The 18,724-nt window shown below is 64.4% G+C and carries 16 protein-coding genes; 1 reads left to right on the forward strand and 15 read right to left on the reverse strand.

Going from position 1 to position 18,724, the window contains the following annotated elements; all coding sequences use genetic code 11:
- Nucleotides 1-38 precede the first annotated feature (38 nt).
- The 15 genes from ftsA to mraZ form a co-directional block, all read right to left on the reverse strand.
- Nucleotides 39-1,346: a cell division protein FtsA gene (gene ftsA, locus CK224_RS26400; protein ID WP_095783816.1), complete on the reverse strand. Its 1,308-nt coding sequence runs from the start codon at nucleotides 1,344-1,346 to the stop codon at nucleotides 39-41.
- Entirely contained in the window at nucleotides 1,343-2,284 is a 942-nt protein-coding gene (locus CK224_RS26405; protein ID WP_067329052.1) for a cell division protein FtsQ/DivIB, read from the reverse strand. The genes ftsA and CK224_RS26405 overlap by 4 nt, the downstream gene beginning before the upstream one ends.
- A complete protein-coding gene (locus CK224_RS26410; RefSeq protein ID WP_066990754.1) occupies nucleotides 2,272-3,198 on the reverse strand; it encodes a D-alanine--D-alanine ligase in 927 nt (308 codons plus the stop codon). The genes CK224_RS26405 and CK224_RS26410 overlap by 13 nt, the downstream gene beginning before the upstream one ends.
- 310 nt (nucleotides 3,199-3,508) lie before the next feature.
- The gene (gene murB, locus CK224_RS26415) at nucleotides 3,509-4,474 is read right to left on the reverse strand and encodes a UDP-N-acetylmuramate dehydrogenase (RefSeq protein ID WP_066990751.1); all 966 of its coding nucleotides are present in this window, start codon (nucleotides 4,472-4,474) and stop codon (nucleotides 3,509-3,511) included.
- Nucleotides 4,471-5,877, reverse strand: a complete 1,407-nt coding sequence (murC, locus tag CK224_RS26420) for a UDP-N-acetylmuramate--L-alanine ligase (RefSeq protein WP_066990748.1) — start codon at nucleotides 5,875-5,877, stop codon at nucleotides 4,471-4,473. The genes murB and murC overlap by 4 nt, the downstream gene beginning before the upstream one ends.
- Entirely contained in the window at nucleotides 5,874-6,998 is a 1,125-nt protein-coding gene (gene murG, locus CK224_RS26425; protein ID WP_095783817.1) for an undecaprenyldiphospho-muramoylpentapeptide beta-N-acetylglucosaminyltransferase, read from the reverse strand. The genes murC and murG overlap by 4 nt, the downstream gene beginning before the upstream one ends.
- 6 nt (nucleotides 6,999-7,004) lie before the next feature.
- Nucleotides 7,005-8,156 carry a putative lipid II flippase FtsW gene (gene ftsW / locus CK224_RS26430; RefSeq protein WP_095783818.1) on the reverse strand — a complete coding sequence of 384 codons (1,152 nt, stop codon included), beginning with the start codon at nucleotides 8,154-8,156 and terminating at the stop codon, nucleotides 7,005-7,007.
- Nucleotides 8,156-9,556: a UDP-N-acetylmuramoyl-L-alanine--D-glutamate ligase gene (gene murD / locus CK224_RS26435; RefSeq protein ID WP_095783819.1), complete on the reverse strand. Its 1,401-nt coding sequence runs from the start codon at nucleotides 9,554-9,556 to the stop codon at nucleotides 8,156-8,158. Before murD ends, ftsW begins: the two co-directional genes overlap by 1 nt.
- 9 nt (nucleotides 9,557-9,565) lie before the next feature.
- The gene (gene mraY, locus CK224_RS26440) at nucleotides 9,566-10,648 is read right to left on the reverse strand and encodes a phospho-N-acetylmuramoyl-pentapeptide-transferase (protein ID WP_066990736.1); all 1,083 of its coding nucleotides are present in this window, start codon (nucleotides 10,646-10,648) and stop codon (nucleotides 9,566-9,568) included.
- 20 nt (nucleotides 10,649-10,668) lie between these two features.
- Nucleotides 10,669-12,102, reverse strand: a complete 1,434-nt coding sequence (locus CK224_RS26445; protein WP_095783820.1) for a UDP-N-acetylmuramoylalanyl-D-glutamyl-2,6-diaminopimelate--D-alanyl-D-alanine ligase — start codon at nucleotides 12,100-12,102, stop codon at nucleotides 10,669-10,671.
- Entirely contained in the window at nucleotides 12,099-13,553 is a 1,455-nt protein-coding gene (locus CK224_RS26450; RefSeq protein ID WP_095783821.1) for a UDP-N-acetylmuramoyl-L-alanyl-D-glutamate--2,6-diaminopimelate ligase, read from the reverse strand. The genes CK224_RS26445 and CK224_RS26450 overlap by 4 nt, the downstream gene beginning before the upstream one ends.
- 54 nt (nucleotides 13,554-13,607) lie before the next feature.
- The gene (locus tag CK224_RS26455; protein ID WP_066990727.1) at nucleotides 13,608-15,332 is read right to left on the reverse strand and encodes a penicillin-binding protein 2; all 1,725 of its coding nucleotides are present in this window, start codon (nucleotides 15,330-15,332) and stop codon (nucleotides 13,608-13,610) included.
- On the reverse strand, nucleotides 15,329-15,724 hold the full coding sequence (locus CK224_RS26460) for a hypothetical protein (RefSeq protein ID WP_066990723.1): 396 nt from the start codon (nucleotides 15,722-15,724) through the stop codon (nucleotides 15,329-15,331). Before CK224_RS26460 ends, CK224_RS26455 begins: the two co-directional genes overlap by 4 nt.
- Before the next feature lie 4 nt (nucleotides 15,725-15,728).
- Nucleotides 15,729-16,745 (reverse strand): 16S rRNA (cytosine(1402)-N(4))-methyltransferase RsmH, encoded by a 1,017-nt coding sequence (rsmH, locus tag CK224_RS26465; protein WP_095783822.1) that lies wholly within the window; start codon nucleotides 16,743-16,745, stop codon nucleotides 15,729-15,731.
- Entirely contained in the window at nucleotides 16,742-17,200 is a 459-nt protein-coding gene (gene mraZ, locus CK224_RS26470) for a division/cell wall cluster transcriptional repressor MraZ (protein ID WP_095783823.1), read from the reverse strand. Before mraZ ends, rsmH begins: the two co-directional genes overlap by 4 nt.
- A 397-nt stretch (nucleotides 17,201-17,597) precedes the next feature.
- Between mraZ and CK224_RS26475 the strand changes: the two genes are divergently transcribed.
- On the forward strand, nucleotides 17,598-18,713 hold the full coding sequence (locus CK224_RS26475; RefSeq protein ID WP_095783824.1) for a cystathionine gamma-lyase: 1,116 nt from the start codon (nucleotides 17,598-17,600) through the stop codon (nucleotides 18,711-18,713).
- Nucleotides 18,714-18,724: the final 11 nt, after the last annotated feature.

The raw sequence follows: 18,724 nt of genomic DNA on the forward strand, positions 1-18,724 counted from the left end.
TCGCCGCTGCGGCCGCCTTTGGGGCTGTCCCCGTCAAATTAAAAACTGTCTCTCAACCACTGACTCATGCGATGCAGTTTTCCGCCCGTTCCGGTCATCCTGAAACCGGAAAGTCCTTTCGCCGAATGGCTCTCGAAGCTCGCCATTTGAGGATAGATCAGAAGCCCGACCGGGGTCGAAAACGCCGGCCCCTTGGCCGCTTCCGGCAGGCCTGCCACGCCGAGCGGCCGGCCGATGCGCACGTTGCGCCCAAGAATGCGGCGCGCCGCCTCCGGCAGGCCCGCCAGTTGGCTGGCGCCGCCGGTGAGAACGACCCGCTTGCCAACGGCGTTGCCGTAGCCCGATTTGTTCAGCCGGTCGCGCAAAAGCTCCAGCGTCTCGTCGATGCGCGCCCGGATGATCCGCGTCATCACCGAGCGCGGGATCTGTAGCGGCAGCTCGCCCTCCTCGCCGATCGGCTGGATGGAAACCAGGTCGCGGTCGTCCGCACTGCCCGGCAGCGCAGAGCCATGCATTACCTTCAATCGCTCGGCGGCGTCGAGCGAAGTCGACAGCCCCTTGGCCATGTCGAGCGTCACATGATTGCCGCCGATAGCGATGGCGTCGCCATGCACGAACTTGCCTTCCGAGAACACCGAGATCGTGGTCGTGCCGCCGCCCATATCGATGCAGGCCGCGCCCATTTCGAGCTCGTCGTCGACCAAAGCCGCGAGACCGCTGGCATACGGCGTCGCCACCATGCGCTCGACCGACAGATGCGAGCGGTTGATGCAAAGCTCGAGATTGCGCATCGGCGCAGCATCGCCGGTCAGCACATGCATATCGACGCCCAGCGTCTCCCCGACCATACCGCGGGGATCCCGCACGCCGCGCTCGGCATCGAGCGAGAAGCCGACGGGAAGCGAATGAACCACCTCTCGCTCGGCCCGCAGCGCCTGCTTCGCGCCGGCAGCGAGCACGCGCTTGATGTCGGCTTCCTCGACCTGATGGCCGCCGAGATTGATGGTTGCCGAAAAGGCCTCGCTCTTCAGCCGGCCGGCCGTCAGGTTGACGATAAGGGAATCGACGGTGAGCCCCGCCATGCGCTCGGCGGCGTCGACAGCGAGACGGATGGCATGCTCGGCGCGGTCGAGATCGACCACGACGCCCGACTTAACTCCCTGCGACTTCTGATGGCCGATGCCGATCACCTGGATGCGATGCGAGCGTCCGCGCAACAGCTTGCCGTCCTCGCGCGGCTTCAGCTTCGCCACCACGCAGCAGACCTTGCTCGAGCCGACATCGAGCACCGTCAGCGTGCCCGACCGGCGCGAAGAGGCATCACCGCCGCCGCCAAGCCAGCTCATATCTTCGTCTCCGGCTTGCGTTTCGTCAGGGTCTTCGGCTTGTCGCTGAGCGCGGCTTCGCGCTGCGTCGCCGCTTCCGGCGAGAGCTCGACGACCAGGCGATCGGACAACCGCATGTCGACGGCAGCGATGTCGCGCGTCAACAGTCCGTTGTCATGATCAAGCTTGACGAGCTCGGCGATCGCCTGATCCTCGCCGTCTTCCGGCAGCTTCACGGTGATGCCGTTCTCCAGCTTGAGATCCCAGCGCCGCTCGCCGACACGAATATAGCCTTTGACCCGCGCCGCCAGCTCGGGATAGCGCTTGATCCTCTCCAGGAAATCCGGCGCCTTGGCCGGCGCGCCCGTGCCGATGATCAGCGGCAGCAAAGCCTGCTTGCCGCCCGAGAACGGCGCGATCACCTCGCCCGACCGCTCGATGACCGAAAGCGAATTGCCCTGCTGCCAGAGCGCGAAGGGCTCACGCTCCTCGACACGGACCTCCAGCGTGTGAGGATAGATCTTGCGCACGGCCGCAACCTCGACCCAGGGCAACGTCGCGATGCGCTCGCGCGCAGCCTCGGCATCAAAGCCGATCAGCGACGTCCAGCCATCGAGGCCGAGGCGGTCCAGTATATCGATCTCGGAAGTCTGGCGATTGCCGACGACCTTGATCTGGTCGACGGCAAAACCGGTTCGGGCCGTCACGCCCTGCACGATGCTGTCGGCGTAGCCGCCGAGATAGGCCCCGTAGGCTCCGGCGGAAGCCAACAAGGCAGCCGAGAGGATCGCAGCCGAGAAGCGCGGCGCCTCATACTCGCCATCGCAGAGACGGGCAAGCAAACGCACCGGCCGCCGAAGCTGGCGCGGCAACACGAAATGGTCGAACGATAGCGGCACGCCGAACAGCGCGGGCCCAGTCCCGCGGCCCTTGCCCTGGCCCCACCTCAACGCAGACACGAAGCGTCCTCCACCATCCAACTCAACAATTCGCCGAACGAATGCCCCGCTTGCGCGGCGATTTCAGGCACCAGAGACGTCGGCGTCATGCCCGGCTGGGTGTTGATCTCGAGCCAGACAACCTCGCCGTTTTCGGAGTGACGGTCGTCGTAACGGAAGTCCGACCGGGAAACGCCCCGGCAACCGATAGCAAGATGAGCCTTGAGGGCCAGTGTCTGTATTTTTTGGTAAATATTCGGTGAAATTTTTGCAGGGGTTTCGTGTTTTGATCCACCCGGGACGTACTTTGAATCGTAGTCGTAGAAGGAATGACCGGTCGGGATGATTTCACAGACCCCAAGCGCCACGTCACCCATCACCGCGCAGGTCAACTCGCGCCCGTGGATGTAGCGCTCGACCATGACGATCTCGCCATACTTCCATTCGGACGAGCCGATGACTTGCGGCGGATGCGACTGCCCCTCGTGCACGATGACGACGCCGAAGCTCGAGCCTTCATTGACCGGCTTCACCACGTAAGGGGGCTTCATCGGATGCTTGTTCTGGACGGAGAAGCGGTTGACCACCTTCGATTCCGCGACGGGAATGCCGGACGCCTTGGCGACCTTCTTGGCCTGCTCCTTGTTCATGGCCAGCGCCGAAGCGAGCACGCCCGAATGGGTGTAGGGAATTCCGAGATATTCGAGAATTCCCTGGATGGTGCCATCCTCGCCGAACGGGCCATGCAGCGCGTTGAAGGCGACATCGGGCTTGAGCTCGGCAAGCACAGACCCGACATCGCGCGAAACATCGACGCGGGTGACCTGATAGCCTTCATTCTCGAGCGCATCCGCACATGCCTTCCCCGACGACAGAGACACGGGCCGCTCCGAGGAAAATCCCCCCAGGAGAACAGCCACATGCTTCTTCTTCATCCCGCCTTCCCCTTTCACGCCGGGCCTGCAACCAATATTTCCGCACGCAACATTTCCGCACATTGAGTCCGGGTCTTCCGGCAGGTTGCCCCCCAGACGGAAAACGCGGGTAACGCGTCAAACGACTCAAATCAGGAAACGCTTTAGAGCAGAGAATCAGAGAGTTGATTCCCTGGCAAGTACCTATGATTCCGAGAGATTCACTTTCCGCGAAAACGGGCGAGAAAAGTGTGTTGTTGAGTCTTTGCGGTAACGCTTGACGGCGTCGCCGACGACGCAAGTTCAAGCACTACTTGAACATCGCAGCGAGCTAAAGAAGCTGGCCCAGGAACTCCTGCACCGCGTGACCCGGCCGGAAGTTGCCCAGCCGCTTGATCTCCCAATGCAGGCGGATGCCCGAATTTTCCAGCACCCGCGCTCGCACCGTCTCGCCGAGATATTCGAGATCGTAGCCGGTCGCGGTGCCGGTGTTGATCATGAAGTTGCAGTGCATGGGAGACATCTGCGCGCCGCCGATCATCAGCCCGCGGCAGCCGGCCTTGTCGATCTCTTTCCACGCCGACGAGCCTTCCGGGTTCTTGAAGGTCGAACCGCCGGTCTTCTCGCGGATCGGCTGTACCGTCTCGCGATGGTTCTGCACGGCGTCCATCGCCGCCTTAATCGCAACCTTGTCTCCCGGGGGGCCCTCGAAGATGGCCGAGGTAAAGATCAATCCGCCAGGCGCCGACGAATGGCGGTAGGCATAGCCCATATCCGCATTGCTCAGCGTATGGACATTGCCTGCGCGATCGAGCGCCCGCACCTCGACCACGCGCTCGCGCGTCTCGACGCCATTGGCGCCAGCATTCATCCTCAGCGCCCCGCCGACAGCGCCCGGGATGCCGTGAAAGAAATGAAACCCTCCGATGCCGGCTTCATAAGCCACGGCGGCCAGGCGCTTGTCCGGCGTTGCTGCGCCAGCCTTGATGGTGGTCGATCCGGTGACCTCGGCCTCGCCAAACCCCTTGGCGGAGAGCCTCACCACAAAACCGGGAATGCCGCCGTCGCGCACCAGAAGGTTTGAGCCGACGCCGACGACCGTGATCGGGATTTCCTCCGGCACCGCGCGTAGGAAGGCCGCGAGATCCTCCTCGTCGGCCGGCTGGAACAGCGCTTCCGCCAGCCCGCCGGCACGGAACCAGGTGATCTTGTCCATCTCGGCATTGGGCGTGACGCGGCCGCGCAGGCCGGCAAGCTTGTCGCCGAGCTTGTCGATCAGGTCCTGGCCGCGCATCATAAGGGGGCCCCACCGAGTTCCTTGGGCAGCGCATAGGCCCATTGCGTGATGTTGCCGGCGCCGAGGAAGATGACGAAGTCGCCCGGCTTGGCAAGTTCGCGGACGGCCGGCGCGACCGCCGCCGGGCCTTCGATATAGCGCGCGTCGCGATGGCCGCCGGCACGGATGCGCGACACCAGCGCGTCCGAGGTCGCCCCCTCGATCGGTTCCTCGCCGGCCGCGTAAACGGGCGCCACCATGACCGTGTCGGCATCGTTGAAGCAGACGGAAAACTCATTGAACAGGTCGTGCAGCCGGGTGAAGCGGTGCGGTTGCGCAATCGCGATGACGCGGCCCTTTGTGGCTCCGCGCGCGGCCTTGAGCACCGCCGCGATCTCGACCGGGTGGTGGCCGTAATCGTCGAAGACCTCGACGCCGTTCCAGGAACCGGTGTGCGTGAAACGTCGCTTGACGCCGGCGAAGGATGACAGGCCTTTCTTGATGGCTCCGGGGGACAGACCAAGCTCATGCGCGACCGCGATCGCTGCCGTCGCGTTGGAGACATTATGGCGGCCGGGCATCGGCAGCCGCAGACCCGTGATCGTCGTCGTGCCCCGCCCCTTGCGGTCGCGGATCACCACGTCGAACTCGGATGTAGCTCCGTCCATGCGATGATTGGCGAAGCGCACGTCGGCCTGGGCATTCTCGCCATAGGTGATGACGCGCCGGTCCTCGATGCTGCCGACCAGCGCCTGCACCTCTGGATGGTCGGTGCACATAACGCCGAAACCATAGAACGGTACGTTCTCGACGAACTGGCGGAAGGCCTCGCGCACCTTGTCGAAGCTGCCATAGTGGTCGAGATGCTCGGGATCGATGTTGGTGACGACGGCGATGTCGGCCGGCAGTTTCAGGAACGTGCCGTCGCTCTCGTCGGCCTCGACCACCATCCACTCGCCGTCACCCATGCGGGCATTGGTACCATATGCGTTGATGATGCCGCCATTGATGACGGTCGGATCGAGTCCGCCGGCTTCGAGCAGCGTCGCCACCATGGAGGTGGTCGTCGTCTTGCCATGCGTGCCGCCGATGGCGACCGCCTGGCGGAAGCGCATCAGCTCGGCTAGCATCTCGGCGCGGCGCACGACCGGCAGCAGTTTCTCGCGCGCCGCCCTGAGCTCAGGGTTGGATTTCTTGATGGCGGTCGACACCACGACCACCTCGGCCTCGCCGACGTTCTCGGCCTTGTGGCCCACGAAGCATTCGATGCCCTTGTCGCGGAGCCGCTGCACATTGGCGCCGTCCGCCTGGTCCGAGCCCTGCACCTTGTAGCCGAGATTGTGCAGCACCTCGGCAATGCCGCTCATGCCGATGCCGCCGATGCCGATGAAATGCACGAGGCCGATCGTCTGCGGCATCTTCATGCGCGCGTCCTCCTGTAGTCGGAAACCGTTTTGCCGGACGCAATAGCCTCTGTCAGATCGCCGAGCAACCGCGCCGCGTCGGGTTTTCCGGCCGAGCGGGCAGCCGCGGCCATTGCGGTCAGCCGGCCGGGATCCTCCATCAGCCCGCCGACCAACGCGGCGATCCGCTCGGCCGAGAGCGTCGATTGCTGATGGACCTCGGCCCCACCGGCGGCGGCAAGTGCCGCGGCATTCGCCGCCTGGTCGTGATCGAGCGCATGCGGGTAAGGCACCAGCAGCGCCGGGCGTCCGATGACCGCGATCTCCGATACGGTCGAGGCACCGGACCGCGACATCACCAGATGTGCGGCCGCCATGCGCGCCGCCATATCGGTGAAGAAGGGCGAGACCTGCGCGTCGACGCCGAGATCGGCATAGGCGGTCTTCACTCGCGCCACGTCTTCCGCGCGCGCTTGCTGGGTGATCGCCAGCCGCTTGCGCTGCGCTTCGGGCAAAAGCGCTATCGCCGCCGGCACAGCATCGGAAAAGAACTGGGCACCCTGGCTGCCGCCGAAGACCAGGAAGCGGAACGGCTCGCTGGCATCCGACGCGGCATAAGGCGATTTCGCCGCTTCAAGTATCTGCGGCCTCACAGGATTGCCCGTGGTCACCGTCTTGGCGCCGGCCGCGCTTTCCCCCTCGGGCAGGAACCCGCCGGCAATCGCATCGACCCGGCTCGACAGCGCCTTGTTGGCACGTCCCATGACGGCGTTCTGCTCATGGATCAGCGTCGGCACCTTGCGCCGTGTCGCCGCATAGAGCGGCGGCAATGTCGGATACCCGCCGAAGCCGACGACGGCGTCGGGCTTGATCCTGGCGATGACACGCCCCGCTTGCCGCACGCCTTGCCAGATCGTCCAGAAGGCGGCGAGCACGGCGAAGGGATTCTTCGAGCCCAAAGTCGCCGAGCGGATGGAGTGGATCGCGGCGGTTGGAAAGTGGCCGGAGTAGCGCTCCGCGCGGCGGTCGGTGGCAAGATGCACCTCCCAGCCCCGCTCGATCAGTTCATGCGCAAGCGCCTCGGCTGGGAACAGATGTCCGCCCGTTCCGCCGGCCGCCAGCAGGATGACACCCCTCGACATCCCGCCTCATTCCGCCGGCATGGCGCGCTGCGAGAAGGCATAGCCAATCTGCTTGCGCTTTTCGGGATGCTTGCGCGTCAGCGCCAACACCATGCCCATCGAGACGGCAATCGCGATCTGCGAGGAGCCGCCGTAGGAAATGAAGGGCAGCGTCATGCCCTTGGCCGGCATCAACTGTAGGTTCACGCACATGTTGATGGCCGACTGCAGGCCGAAAATGGTGACGAGCCCGCCGACGGCGTAACGGGTAAAGTCGTCATGCTCCTTGAGCGCGATACTCAATCCTCGCAGCACGATGAAGGCGAAAATCGACATGATGAAGAAGCACATGATCAGCCCGAACTCCTCGCCCGCGACCGAAAACACGAAGTCGGCGTGGCTGTCGGGGATGACCCGCTTCACCGTGCCCTCGCCTGGGCCGACGCCGAACCAGCCGCCATTGATCAGCGCCTCGCGGCCCATGTCGACCTGGAAAGTGTCGCCTTCGCCGGTGAGGAACTTGTCGATGCGGGCGGCCACATGCGGAAACATTGTATAGGCCGCGAACACGCCGCCGACGCCGGCAGCCCCCAGCGCGACGATCCAGAACCACGGCAGGCCGGCCATGAAGAACATCACGCCCCAGGTGCCCAGCACCAGCATGGTCTGGCCGAGATCCGGCTGCGCGATCAGCAGCGAGATCACCAAGGCCAGCAGCAGCATGGCGAACAGATTGCCGGGAATGTCTGGCTGGCGCTTGTGCTCGGCAAACAGCCAGGCGCAAATGATGACAAAGGCCGGCTTCAGGAACTCGGACGGCTGGATCGAGAGCCCGGCCAGCGATACCCAGCGCCGCGCGCCCTTCACCTCGACGCCGATATAGAGAACCGCCACCATCAGCACCAGCATGATGCAGATCATCGCCAGCGACATGCGCCTTATTTGTCGCGCTTCCAGGAAGGAAACCGCGAGCATCACGACGAGCGCCGGGATGGTGAAGATGATCTGTCTTGTGGCGAAGTGGAAGCTGTCGAGACCGATGCGCTCGGCGACCGCCGGGCTTGCGGCGAAGGACAAGACGATGCCGAGCCCCATCAGCGACAGGAATGCCGCCAGGAACCAGCGATCGATCGTCCACCACCAGGTTGCGACCGGACTTTTGTCGAGACGGCTTTGCATCAACGTGGCCCTCCGATGGGTTTCACCCCATCAATAGCAGTCGCAGCTTGCCTGAAGGCTTCGCCGCGAACCTCGAAATTCTTGAACTGGTCGAAACTGGCGCAGGCCGGCGAAAGCAGGACGACGGCCTCGCCGCCGGTGTCGCCCGCGGCGTCATGGGCGGCGTGCTCGACCGCGGCCGCCAACGTTCCGGAAATTTCGTAAGGCACCGCCTCGCCGAGCGTGGCGGCGAAAGCGGGAGCGGCCTCGCCGATCAGATAGGCCTTGGCGATGCGTGGGAAGAAACCGCGCAGCGGCTCTATCCCGCCTTCCTTGGGCAGGCCGCCTGCGATCCAATAGATCCGGTTGAAGCTCGACAGCGCGGGAGCCGCCGCATCGGCATTGGTCGCCTTGGAATCGTTGACGAACAGCACATGATCCTTGCGGCCCACCTGCTCCATGCGGTGCGCCAGCCCCGGGAAGCTTTCCAGCCCCGCCTGGATCTCGCCGAGTTCCAGCCCGACCCTGAGGCAGGCGGCCACGGCGGCGAGCGCGTTCTGCGCATTGTGCTGGCCGCGCAGCGAGCCGATGCCTTCCAGGAATGCGATGCGGCTGTAGCGACCGTGCACGGCTTCCATCAGATTCGTGCCGTCAGCGAAATAGCCGTCGGTCAGCGGCAGGCGCTTGGAAATGCGGATCACTTGCCGGCCTGCCCGCTCCAGCCGGTCGGCGATCTGGGCGCACCAGGAATCGTCGACGCCGATGATCGCGGTGTCGCTGCCGGCGACCAGCCTTTCCTTGATCGAGGCGTAATGCGCCATGGTGCCGTGGCGGTCGAGATGGTCGGGCGTCAGATTGAGCAGGATGCCGGCGGTCGGATTGATCGAGGGCGCGAGATCGATCTGGTAGGAAGAGCACTCCACCACATAGTGCCGTTCGGCCTCGGGCGGATCGAGCGTCATGATGGCGCGGCCGATATTGCCGCCCATCTGGGTGTCGCGTCCGGCCGACTTCAGGATGTGCGCCGTCAGCGCCGTGGTCGTCGACTTGCCGTTGGTGCCGGTGATCGCGACGAAGGGTGCGGCCGGCGCGCGCTGGATGCGCTCGCGGCAGAACAGCTCGATGTCGCCGATCACCTCGACGCCGGCGCCGCGCGCCAGTTCCACCGTCCAGTGCGGCTTCGGATGCGTGAGCGGCACCCCGGGCGACAGGACGAAGGCCGCAAAGCGCGACCAGTCGGCGCCGCGCAGGTCGCCGGTCGCGATCCCGGCGGCTGCCGCCTTGGCGACGCTGTCCGGATTGTCATCCCAGGCGAGGATCTCGGCGCCGCCGGCGATCAGCGCATGCGCGGTCGCAATCCCCGATCCGCCGAGCCCGAAGAGCGAAACGCGTTTGCCTGCAAAGGAAGCGGCGGCGATCAAGCGGGCATCCTATCTGAGCTTGAGGGTGGAGAGGCCGACCAGCGCCAGGATGACGGCGATGATCCAGAAGCGGATCACCACCTGGCTCTCGGTCCAGCCGAGCTTTTCGAAATGGTGATGGATCGGTGCCATCAGGAAGACGCGCTTGCCGGTCATCTTGAAGTAGCCGACCTGAATGATGACCGACAGGATCTCCACCACGAACAGGCCGCCGACAATGACCAGCACGATCTCGTGCTTGGTGGCGACAGCGATGGTGCCGATCAGGCCGCCCATGGCAAGCGAGCCGGTGTCGCCCATGAAGATCGCGGCCGGCGGCGCGTTGAACCACAGGAAGCCGAGGCCGGCGCCGATGACGGCGCCCAGCACGACCGCCAGTTCGCCGGTGCCGGGAACGAAATGGATCTGCAGATACTCGGCGAACACCGCGTTGCCGGAAAGATAGGCGATGACGCCGAACGATGCCGCAGCGATCATGATCGGCACGATCGCCAGCCCGTCCAGACCGTCGGTCAGGTTCACCGCATTGCCGGCGCCGACGATGACGAAGCAGGAGAACGGCACGAAGAACCAGCCGAGATTGATCAGGAATTCCTTGGCGAACGGGAAGGTCAGCGACGACGAGAACGGCGCCTGGCCATTGTGCATGATCACCCAGGCCGCGATGCCGGCGACAACGAATTCGATCGCCAGCCGCGCCTTGCCGGAGAAGCCCAGATGCGACTGTTTCGTCACCTTGAGATAGTCGTCGTAGAAACCGATCGAGCCGAAGCCGACGGTGACCAAAAGCACCACCCAGACATAGATGCTGGAGAGGTTTGCCCACAGAAGCGAGGAGCCGATGATGCCGGACAGGATCATCAGCCCGCCCATCGTCGGCGTTCCGGCCTTCTTGAAATGTGTCTGCGGTCCGTCGGCGCGGATCGGCTGCCCCTTGCCCTGGCGAAGCCGCAGCGAATTGATGATGGTCGGTCCGAATATGAAGACGATCAGCGCCGAAGTGATCAGCGCGCCGCCGGTGCGAAAGGTGATGTAGCGGAAGACATTGAAGGCCGAGATCTTGTCCGCGAAATCAACGAGTAAAGTGAGCATCGGTCCCCCGGATCCCGACCTCAGGTCGGTTCAATGGTTGCGGCTTCCGCCGGAAATTTGCCGAGCAATGCCTCGACCAGCTTTGAAAAGCCGATGCCTTTCGACGACTTGACCATCACCACGTCGCCCGGCCTGATCGCCGACATGACGACGGGCTTCAGCTCTTCGGCTCCTGGCCGGTACTCGGTTTCGACATCCGAAGGCAAAACCTCAGCCAGTGCCCGCATCTCCGGGCCGCCGAGAAAGACGTTACGCGTTTCTGTGCCGATAATAAGTTCGGCAAGCGCCGCGTGGAGCTTCGCCGAATGGCTGCCGAGTTCCAGCATGTCGCCAAGCACGGCGATGCGCCTGCCCTCGCCCGATACCGGCGTGGCGTTGAGCAGCGCCATGGCTGCCGCCATCGACGCCGGATTGGCATTGTAGCTCTCGTCGATCAGCGTGATCGGACCGTTCGGATGGCGCAAAATGTGGCGCCGGCCGCGCCCGCGCTCGGCCGAAAGATCGGCGAGCGCCGCCGCGACCTTGTCGAGATCGGCGCCGACCAGTTGCGCGGCGCCAAGCACCGCCAGCACATTCTGCACGATGTGGCGGCCGGGCGCCCCGACACGGGCCGTCACGTCCCTCTTGCCGATCTTGACCGCGATATCGGAGTGATCGGCATAAAGGTCGCAGCCAACAAGACGAAAGGCCGAGCGGGCGTTCTCGCCGAAGCCGAAGACATGCTCGACACCCGCCTCCTTGGCCACTTTCCCGAGCAGCTTCCAACGCGGATCGTCGCGATTGAGCAGCGCGGCGCCGCCGGCCTCTATGCCCTCGAAAATCTCGGCCTTGGCCATGGCGATCTCGTCGAGATTCTTGAAGAAGCCTAGATGGGCGGCCGCGATCAGCGTGACGATCGCGACATGCGGCCTCACCATCTTGACCAGCGGCCTGATCTCGCCCGGATGGTTCATGCCGATCTCGAAGATCGCGTAGTCGCAGTCCGCGGGCATGCGGGCTAAGGTCAGCGGCACGCCCCAGTGATTGTTGAACGACTGCGCCGAGGCGTGCACCTTGCCGACCGCCGACAGCACATGGCGCAGCGCTTCCTTGGTGGTCGTCTTGCCCGCAGAGCCTGTCACCGCGATGATCTTGGCCCGTGAGCGAGCGCGCGCCGCAATGCCGAGCTTTTCCAGCGCCGCAAGCACATCCTGCACGACGATCATCGGCGCAGTCAGCCGGCCAAGCGACGGCAGCTTGCCCTCGGCCACCACCAGCACCGCAGCGCCCGCCTTCACTGCAGCGGTCGCGAAATCGTGGCCGTCCATCGTCTCGCCCTTGATGGCGAAGAAGGCGTTGCCCGGTTCGAGGCTGCGGCTGTCGATCGAAATGCCGGTGATGCCTTCCGGCATCGAGCCGATCGGCCTGCCGCCCATGGCCTCGACAAGCGCTTGCGACGTCCAGAGCAAGCTCATGCGGCGCGCTCCTGGAGCGCCTCGCGCACTTCCTCATGATCGGAAAAGTGGAAGGTTTCGGTGCCGATCGTCTGGCCTTCCTCATGCCCCTTGCCGGCGACGATCAGCGTATCGCCGGCATGGAGCATGGCGACGGCCTCGTGGATCGCTTTGCGGCGGTCTCCGATCTCGATGGCGCCGGGCGCCCCGGCAAGGATTGCCGCGCGGATGGTTTCAGGGATTTCCGTGCGCGGATTATCGTCGGTGACGATGACGACATCGGCGAGCCGGGTCGCGATCTCGCCCATGATCGGCCGCTTGCCGCGATCGCGGTCGCCGCCGCAGCCGAAGACGACAACGACCCGGCCCGTGGTGAACGGACGAACCGAGGTCAGGACATTTTCCAACGCGTCGGGCTTGTGCGCATAGTCGACATAGACCGGAGCGCCGGCGGCCGTCGTGCCCACAAGGTCGAGGCGGCCCGGCGCACCTTTGAGTTTCTCCAATGCGGCCAAGGCCTTATCAACAGATGTTCCAGTCGAGATGGCGAGGCCGGCCGAAACCAGCGCGTTGGCGATCTGGAAATCACCTGCCAACGGCAGGTCGATCTCGTGAAGCACACCATCGGCCTCCACCTCGGCACGCTGGCGCCGCCGCTCATGCTCGACGCGCTTCAGCGTCAGGAATTCGCCGTGGCGGCCGACTGTCAGCACGTTCAGGCCCGCTGCCCGCGCGGCATGAACCGTCGGCTGCGACCAGGGATCGTCGGCGAAGATCACGGCCGGCGCCCCCTTCGGCAGCAGCGTGTCGAACAGACGCAGCTTGGCACGATGATAATCCTCAACCGTCGGATGGTAATCCATGTGGTCGCGGCCGAGATTGGTAAAGCCGCCGGCGGCCAGTTTGACGCCGTCGAGCCGACGCTGGTCGAGACCATGGCTGGAAGCCTCCATCGAGGCGTGCGTTACCCCTGCCTCCGCCAGTTCCTTGAGCAACTGGTGCAGGGCGACGGGATCGGGCGTGGTCAACGAGCCATATTCGTTGCGGCCAGGCGCCACCACGCCCGTCGTGCCGATCGAAGCGGCGGCAAAACCTGCCTGCTCCCAGATCTGGCGGGTGAAGGCGGCAACCGATGTCTTTCCGCTGGTACCGGTGACGGCGACCATCGTCCGAGGCTGCTTGCCAAAGAAGCGCGCCGCGCTCAGCGCCAATGCCAGACGCGGATCATCGACGGCAAGAACCGGGATCGACAGACCGGAGATGGTATTGCCTCTGGCCGCCACGATTGCGGCAGCGCCGCGGCCGGCGGCATCGGCGGCATAGGTCGAGCCATCAGCCTTGCTGCCGGCGAGCGCGAAAAAAACGACGCCCGGTCTTACCTGGCGGGAATCGGAGGAGAGACCGGTAACCTCCAGATCGGGGGAAGCTGTTCCCTCGACAGGCAGGATGCCGGCTAGATTTTTCAGATACATTGAGTCCCGTTCACCGCAACAAAATAGCGCGCAGTTGCCGGCGCGCCCCAAGAATCACTGATAGGAAACCAGCGTTGCACCATTTTCATGGCTGAAATCTGGCTTCACGCCAAGCATCGAAGCCGCACGCCTGATGATGTTGCCTGCCATGATGCCGGCATTCGAGGCGGCGGTGGCGCCCATGCCGGGCTTTTCCGGCTTCGGCTCATCGGCGATGGTCAGCACGATATATTGCGGGTCGTCCATCGGAAAGGCGGCGACGAAGGCGTTGAAATTCTTCTCTTTCGAATAACGACCGTTGACGACCTTTTCCGCCGTGCCCGTCTTGCCGCCGACGCGGTAACCCGGAACCCTGGCGCTCTTGCCTGAGCCTTTCTCGGCGTTGAGTGCGTAGAGATAGCGCATCCCTTCCACCGTTGTGTCCTTGACCACCCTTTTGGCCACCTCCATCGCCTGCTCGGCCGTGCGCGGCAGAAAAGTCGGCTCGATCAAATAGCCACTCATCAATGCGGCGCAGCCGACGGCAGTCTGCAGGGGCGTTGTCGAGACGCCATGGCCGAAGGCGATGGTGATCGAATTGACCTGCTTCCATACTTTCGGCTCGGTCGGGCGCGCCACTTCCGGCAATTCCGTCTGCATCTTTTCGAGCACGCCTAGCCGATGCAGGAACTCGCGATGCCCTTCGATGCCGACAGCCTCGGCTTCTTTGGCCGAGCCGATGTTGGATGAATAGATGAACACTTCGGGCACCGAAAGCACACGGCCTTTGCTGTGGAAATCATGGATGGTCTGGCGGCCGATCCTGATCGGGCGCGACGCATCGAAGCGACTCTCCAGCGTCACCTTGCCGGAATCGAGCGCCATGCCGGTGGTGAAGCTCTTGAAGGTCGAGCCCATCTCGTAGAGGCCGGCCGACATGCGGTTCAGCCGGTCCTTTTCCTGAGCATTGTAGGGATTGTTGGGGTCGAAATCCGGCACCGAGGCCATGGCCAGCACTTCGCCGGTCTTGATATTGAGGACCACCGCGCCGGCCGCGATCGCATGGAACCGCTCCATGCCGGTCGCCACCTCGTCGCGCACCACATGCTGGACGCGCAGGTCGATCGACAGCTTCACCGGCTTCAGATCCCTGGCCACCGCCAGTCCTGACGCCTGCAGATCGGTCAAGCCCTGGTCGTCGATGTACTTCTCCATACCGGAGATGCCCTGATTGTCGATGTTGGTGAGCCCGACAATGTAGGATGACGTTTCGCCGCTCGGATAGAAGCGGCGCTTTTCGGTGCGGAAACCGAGACCCGGGATGCCGAGCGCCATGATGTCGGCCTGCTGCTTCGGCGTCAGCTGCCGCTGCAGCCAGACGAAGCCGGCGCCGCTCTTCAGCTTGTGATAAGTCTGCTCGTAGTCAATCTCGGGAAGCACGGTCGAGAGCTTCTCGATCGCCTCGTCGGCGTCGACGATACGGCGCGGCTCGGCGAACAGCGACGCCGTCTTGATGTCGGTCGCCAGCACCTCGCCGTTGCGGTCGACGATGTCCGGCCGCGATGCAGTGACGCGGCTCTGCGGACCACCCGAATTGTCCGGATTCTGCAGGCCGAGATAGACCAGTCGGCCGGCAATCGTCGAATAGATGGTGAAGAACACCGCCATCGTCATGACGATGCGGGTCTTGGCCTTGCCGCCGGTTGCCTTGCGGGCGGCGTCGACGACGATCGAGCCGTCCTCAGCTGCCTTGCTTCGGCGCTTCAGCAGGTTGCCGATCCCTGGAAGCCTGCTGATCATTGCACGGTGCTCCCGGTCACCACCGGATCCTTGCCGTCCGACGGCCCTTTGCCCGAATTGTCGGCCATGCCGCCGAGCGGCTGCGACGACAGGTCCTCGATATTGAGCGGCTTCATCGGCACGTCGTCGAGCCCGCCGATTTGGTGGGCGTTGAGCGGCTCGAGCCCGAGCTGCGACTTGTAGATTTCGGCAAGCTTCTGCAGCCGCGCCGGCTGGGTGAGCAGGCTCCAGTCCGCCTTGAGAAGATCGATTGTGTCTTCCTCGTAGCGGATCTGCGCCTGCAGCTTCTGCACCGCCGCCAGCTGGTCCTCGGCCTCGCGCTTGGTCTTGTACGTCAATGCCGCCGCCGAGACCATTACGGCGATCAGGACTATATCGCTGGTGCGAAACACGTGCTTACCTCTCCCCCGGCCGCTCGACGGCGGGAAGCTTTGGAAGGCCGAAAATCGAAAAGTCACCGGCGCGCGCAGGCGCGCCGGTGCGGATTGCCGCGCGCAGCCTCGCCGAGCGCGCCCGCGGATTGCCGGCGATCTCAGCCTCTCCCGGCGTCACCCCGCCGCCGGATTTGCGGAAGGTCGCCACCCGCGCCGGCGCGTCCGGCATATGACGCGATCCGCTGGCCGCATCGGCGCGATCGGCGATGAAGCGCTTGACGATGCGATCCTCCAGCGAATGAAAGGTCACGACGGCGAGCCTGCCGCCCGGCTTCAGCACCCGCTCGGCGGCGAACAGCGCGCTCACCAACTCGCCCAGCTCGTCATTGACGAAGATGCGCAGCGCCTGGAAGACGCGGGTGGCGGGATGGATCTTGTCCTTCGGCGCGCGGCCGACATGGGTGGCGATGGCGTCGGCAAGATCGAGCGTGCGCTCGAAGGGCCGCTTCTCGCGCCGGGCCTCGATCATGCGGGCGATGCGGCCGGCATGCCGCTCTTCGCCGAGAAAGCCGAAGATGCGGGCAAGGTCGCCCGCCTTGAAGGTGTTCACGACGTCGGCGGCGCTCAGGCCAGCCTGCGCCATGCGCATGTCGAGCGGTCCGTCGGCGCGAAAGGAAAAGCCGCGCCCGGCCTGGTCGAGCTGCATCGACGAGACGCCGATGTCGAGCACGACGCCGTCGGCGCTTTCGACATGCTTGTCCAGGGTCGAGAACGGCTCCTGAACGAGCTTCAGCCTGCCGCCGGCCTGCTGTTCCAGAGCCTTGCCCGCGGCGATCGCATCCGGATCGCGGTCGATGGCCACGACCGAGGCGCCGCGCTCGAGGATGGCGGTGGTGTAGCCGCCGGCGCCGAACGTGCCGTCGACGATCGTCTCACCCGCCTTGGGTTCAAGCGCCTCCAGCACTTCGGCAAGGAGGACCGGAATGTGACGGACCAGTCCGCCAACGGCGTGAGGATCATCGCCGTGGCCAGTCATCATTCCGGTCGCTCCCCGGGCTTCGTCCCCTGCCGAAGCTGCAAAAGCCTGGCTCGAGCCTGCGCCCCATAGGCGGCAAGTCGGCCCGGCTCCCAGATCTGGAAGAAATTGCCGCGGCCGACAAAGGCCACCTCGTTCGAGATGCCCGTGTGCTCGCGGATGAAATCGGTCATCGTGATGCGGCCGTCCTGGTCGAGTTTCAGGAACGTCCCGTCGCCATGGCAGAAGAAGGACATATCGTCCGCCGTCTGCAGGAAGGGATCTTCCAGCGCGATCCGCTGCTCGTACCGGTCGAGCAGATCGAGCCCGCCGACGTCCATCGCCGGAAGGTCGAGGCAGCGTAGCGCATAGAGTTCCGCATAGCCACGTTTCTGCACGACCGAACGGAAATGCGCCGGAACGGATACCCGCCCCTTCGCATCGATCCTGTTCACTGCGTTTGACAGAAATCGGTCCACTACGCCTTACAGCCGCTGTCGCCGCCGCACCCCTGCCCATGTTTTTCTCCGCGCCGCCGCCGCGCATCGCCTCGCGACAAATCGCTTCATTCACCAAGGCGAAAACCGGCAAACGCGCAGCCGCCGCGACTGCCCGATTGGCGTACGCTTCACCCTGACGCGGAACGAAAGCTTGATGAGAATGGGATATCATGGGGTAATATGGGCGTCAACGGGAAGAGGCATCACAAACACGCATGCCACAACCTGAAAGCGCAGGCTCGCGGCACGTCTCGTCTTTATCGACCATTAAGCCTAACGAAGCGTTTAGAAGGCTCTGGCCCAAAAGGACGCGGCTTGCCGCGAAGGGCCGGCACGCCTAGCGTTCGGACGTCAGTTCAGTGAAGGAATGCGCCCAATGTCCGAAACCGCGAAGTCACGCGCCGCGACACTTGCCCATCTGCGCAGCGGCGATTTCGCCAAGGGCGATCCCATCCCTTTGCCACTGACCATGGCCTCGATCTTTCATTCGCCGGGGGACGCGACGGGCTTCGATCAATACGGCCGCTTCAGCAATCCGACATGGCACGCGGTCGAGCATGCGCTTGGTCATCTCGAAGATGCGCAGTGCATCGCCTTTCCGTCGGGCATGGCGGCGATTTCGGCAACGTTCTTTGCGCTGGTCAAATCTGGCGACCGCATCCTCTTGCCCTCGGACGGCTACCACACGACGCGAGCCCTGGCGGAGCGTTTCCTGAAACCGCTCGGCATCGCCTATGACGTGAGGCCGACATCGAGCATGCTCGACGGCGGCTTCGCCGGCTACCGGCTGGTCTTCGTCGAAACCCCCTCGAACCCAAGGCTGGATATCTGCGACATCGCCGCCGTCGCCAAGACCGCCCACGAACAAGGTGCGCTCCTCATCGTCGACAACACGACGATGACGCCCTTCGGCCAGCGCCCGCTCGACCTTGGCGCCGACATCGTGGTCTCGGCCGACACCAAGGCGATCAACGGTCACTCGGATGTGCTGTTCGGCCATGTCGCCAGCCGCGATCCGGATATTATCGCCAAGGTCAGGGACTGGCGAGAAACCGCCGGCGGCATTCCCGGGCCGTTCGAGGCCTGGCTCGTGCATCGCGGCCTTGAAACACTTGAGGTGCGGTACGATCGCATGTGCTCCTCGGCGGAAACGATCGCCCGCCGGCTCAAGGGGCATCGCGCCGTGAGCGGCTTGCGCTTTCCAGGCCTTGAGGGCGACCCCTCGCACAATCTGGCGCGTGCCCAGATGGAGCGCTTCGGCTTTCTCATCTCGTTCGAACTGGCTTCGGAAGAGAAGGCCGAGGATTTCATCAACAACTGCGCGCTGATTGAATCGGCGACCTCGTTTGGTGGCGTCCATACATCGGCCGAGCGGCGATCGAAGCGCGGCGATGCCGTGCCGCCCGGCTTCGTGCGGCTGGCCGTCGGCTGCGAGCCGGTGGAAGAGCTCTGGCAGGCGATCGAGGCGTCTTTGGACCGGCTTGGCGGCTGAGCGGCTCGGAG

Origin of the sequence: Mesorhizobium sp. WSM3862 (assembly GCF_002294985.1) — a bacterium.
Taxonomy (GTDB): Bacteria; Pseudomonadota; Alphaproteobacteria; order Rhizobiales; family Rhizobiaceae; genus Mesorhizobium.

Bases quoted from the DNA above. Each gene is read 5' to 3' on its own strand.
- CK224_RS26475 (WP_095783824.1), top strand. From the start codon at position 17,598: ATGTCCGAAACCGCGAAGTCACGCGCCGCGACACTTGCCCATCTGCGC.
- CK224_RS26450 (WP_095783821.1), bottom strand. From the start codon at position 13,553: ATGTATCTGAAAAATCTAGCCGGCATCCTGCCTGTCGAGGGAACAGCT.
- CK224_RS26445 (WP_095783820.1), bottom strand. From the start codon at position 12,102: ATGAGCTTGCTCTGGACGTCGCAAGCGCTTGTCGAGGCCATGGGCGGC.
- ftsW (WP_095783818.1), bottom strand. From the start codon at position 8,156: ATGCAAAGCCGTCTCGACAAAAGTCCGGTCGCAACCTGGTGGTGGACG.
- murB (WP_066990751.1), bottom strand. From the start codon at position 4,474: ATGATGCGCGGCCAGGACCTGATCGACAAGCTCGGCGACAAGCTTGCC.
- murG (WP_095783817.1), bottom strand. From the start codon at position 6,998: ATGTCGAGGGGTGTCATCCTGCTGGCGGCCGGCGGAACGGGCGGACAT.
- murC (WP_066990748.1), bottom strand. From the start codon at position 5,877: ATGAAGATGCCGCAGACGATCGGCCTCGTGCATTTCATCGGCATCGGC.
- CK224_RS26455 (WP_066990727.1), bottom strand. From the start codon at position 15,332: ATGATCAGCAGGCTTCCAGGGATCGGCAACCTGCTGAAGCGCCGAAGC.
- rsmH (WP_095783822.1), bottom strand. From the start codon at position 16,745: ATGATGACTGGCCACGGCGATGATCCTCACGCCGTTGGCGGACTGGTC.
- CK224_RS26410 (WP_066990754.1), bottom strand. From the start codon at position 3,198: ATGAAGAAGAAGCATGTGGCTGTTCTCCTGGGGGGATTTTCCTCGGAG.
- ftsA (WP_095783816.1), bottom strand. From the start codon at position 1,346: ATGAGCTGGCTTGGCGGCGGCGGTGATGCCTCTTCGCGCCGGTCGGGC.
- mraY (WP_066990736.1), bottom strand. From the start codon at position 10,648: ATGCTCACTTTACTCGTTGATTTCGCGGACAAGATCTCGGCCTTCAAT.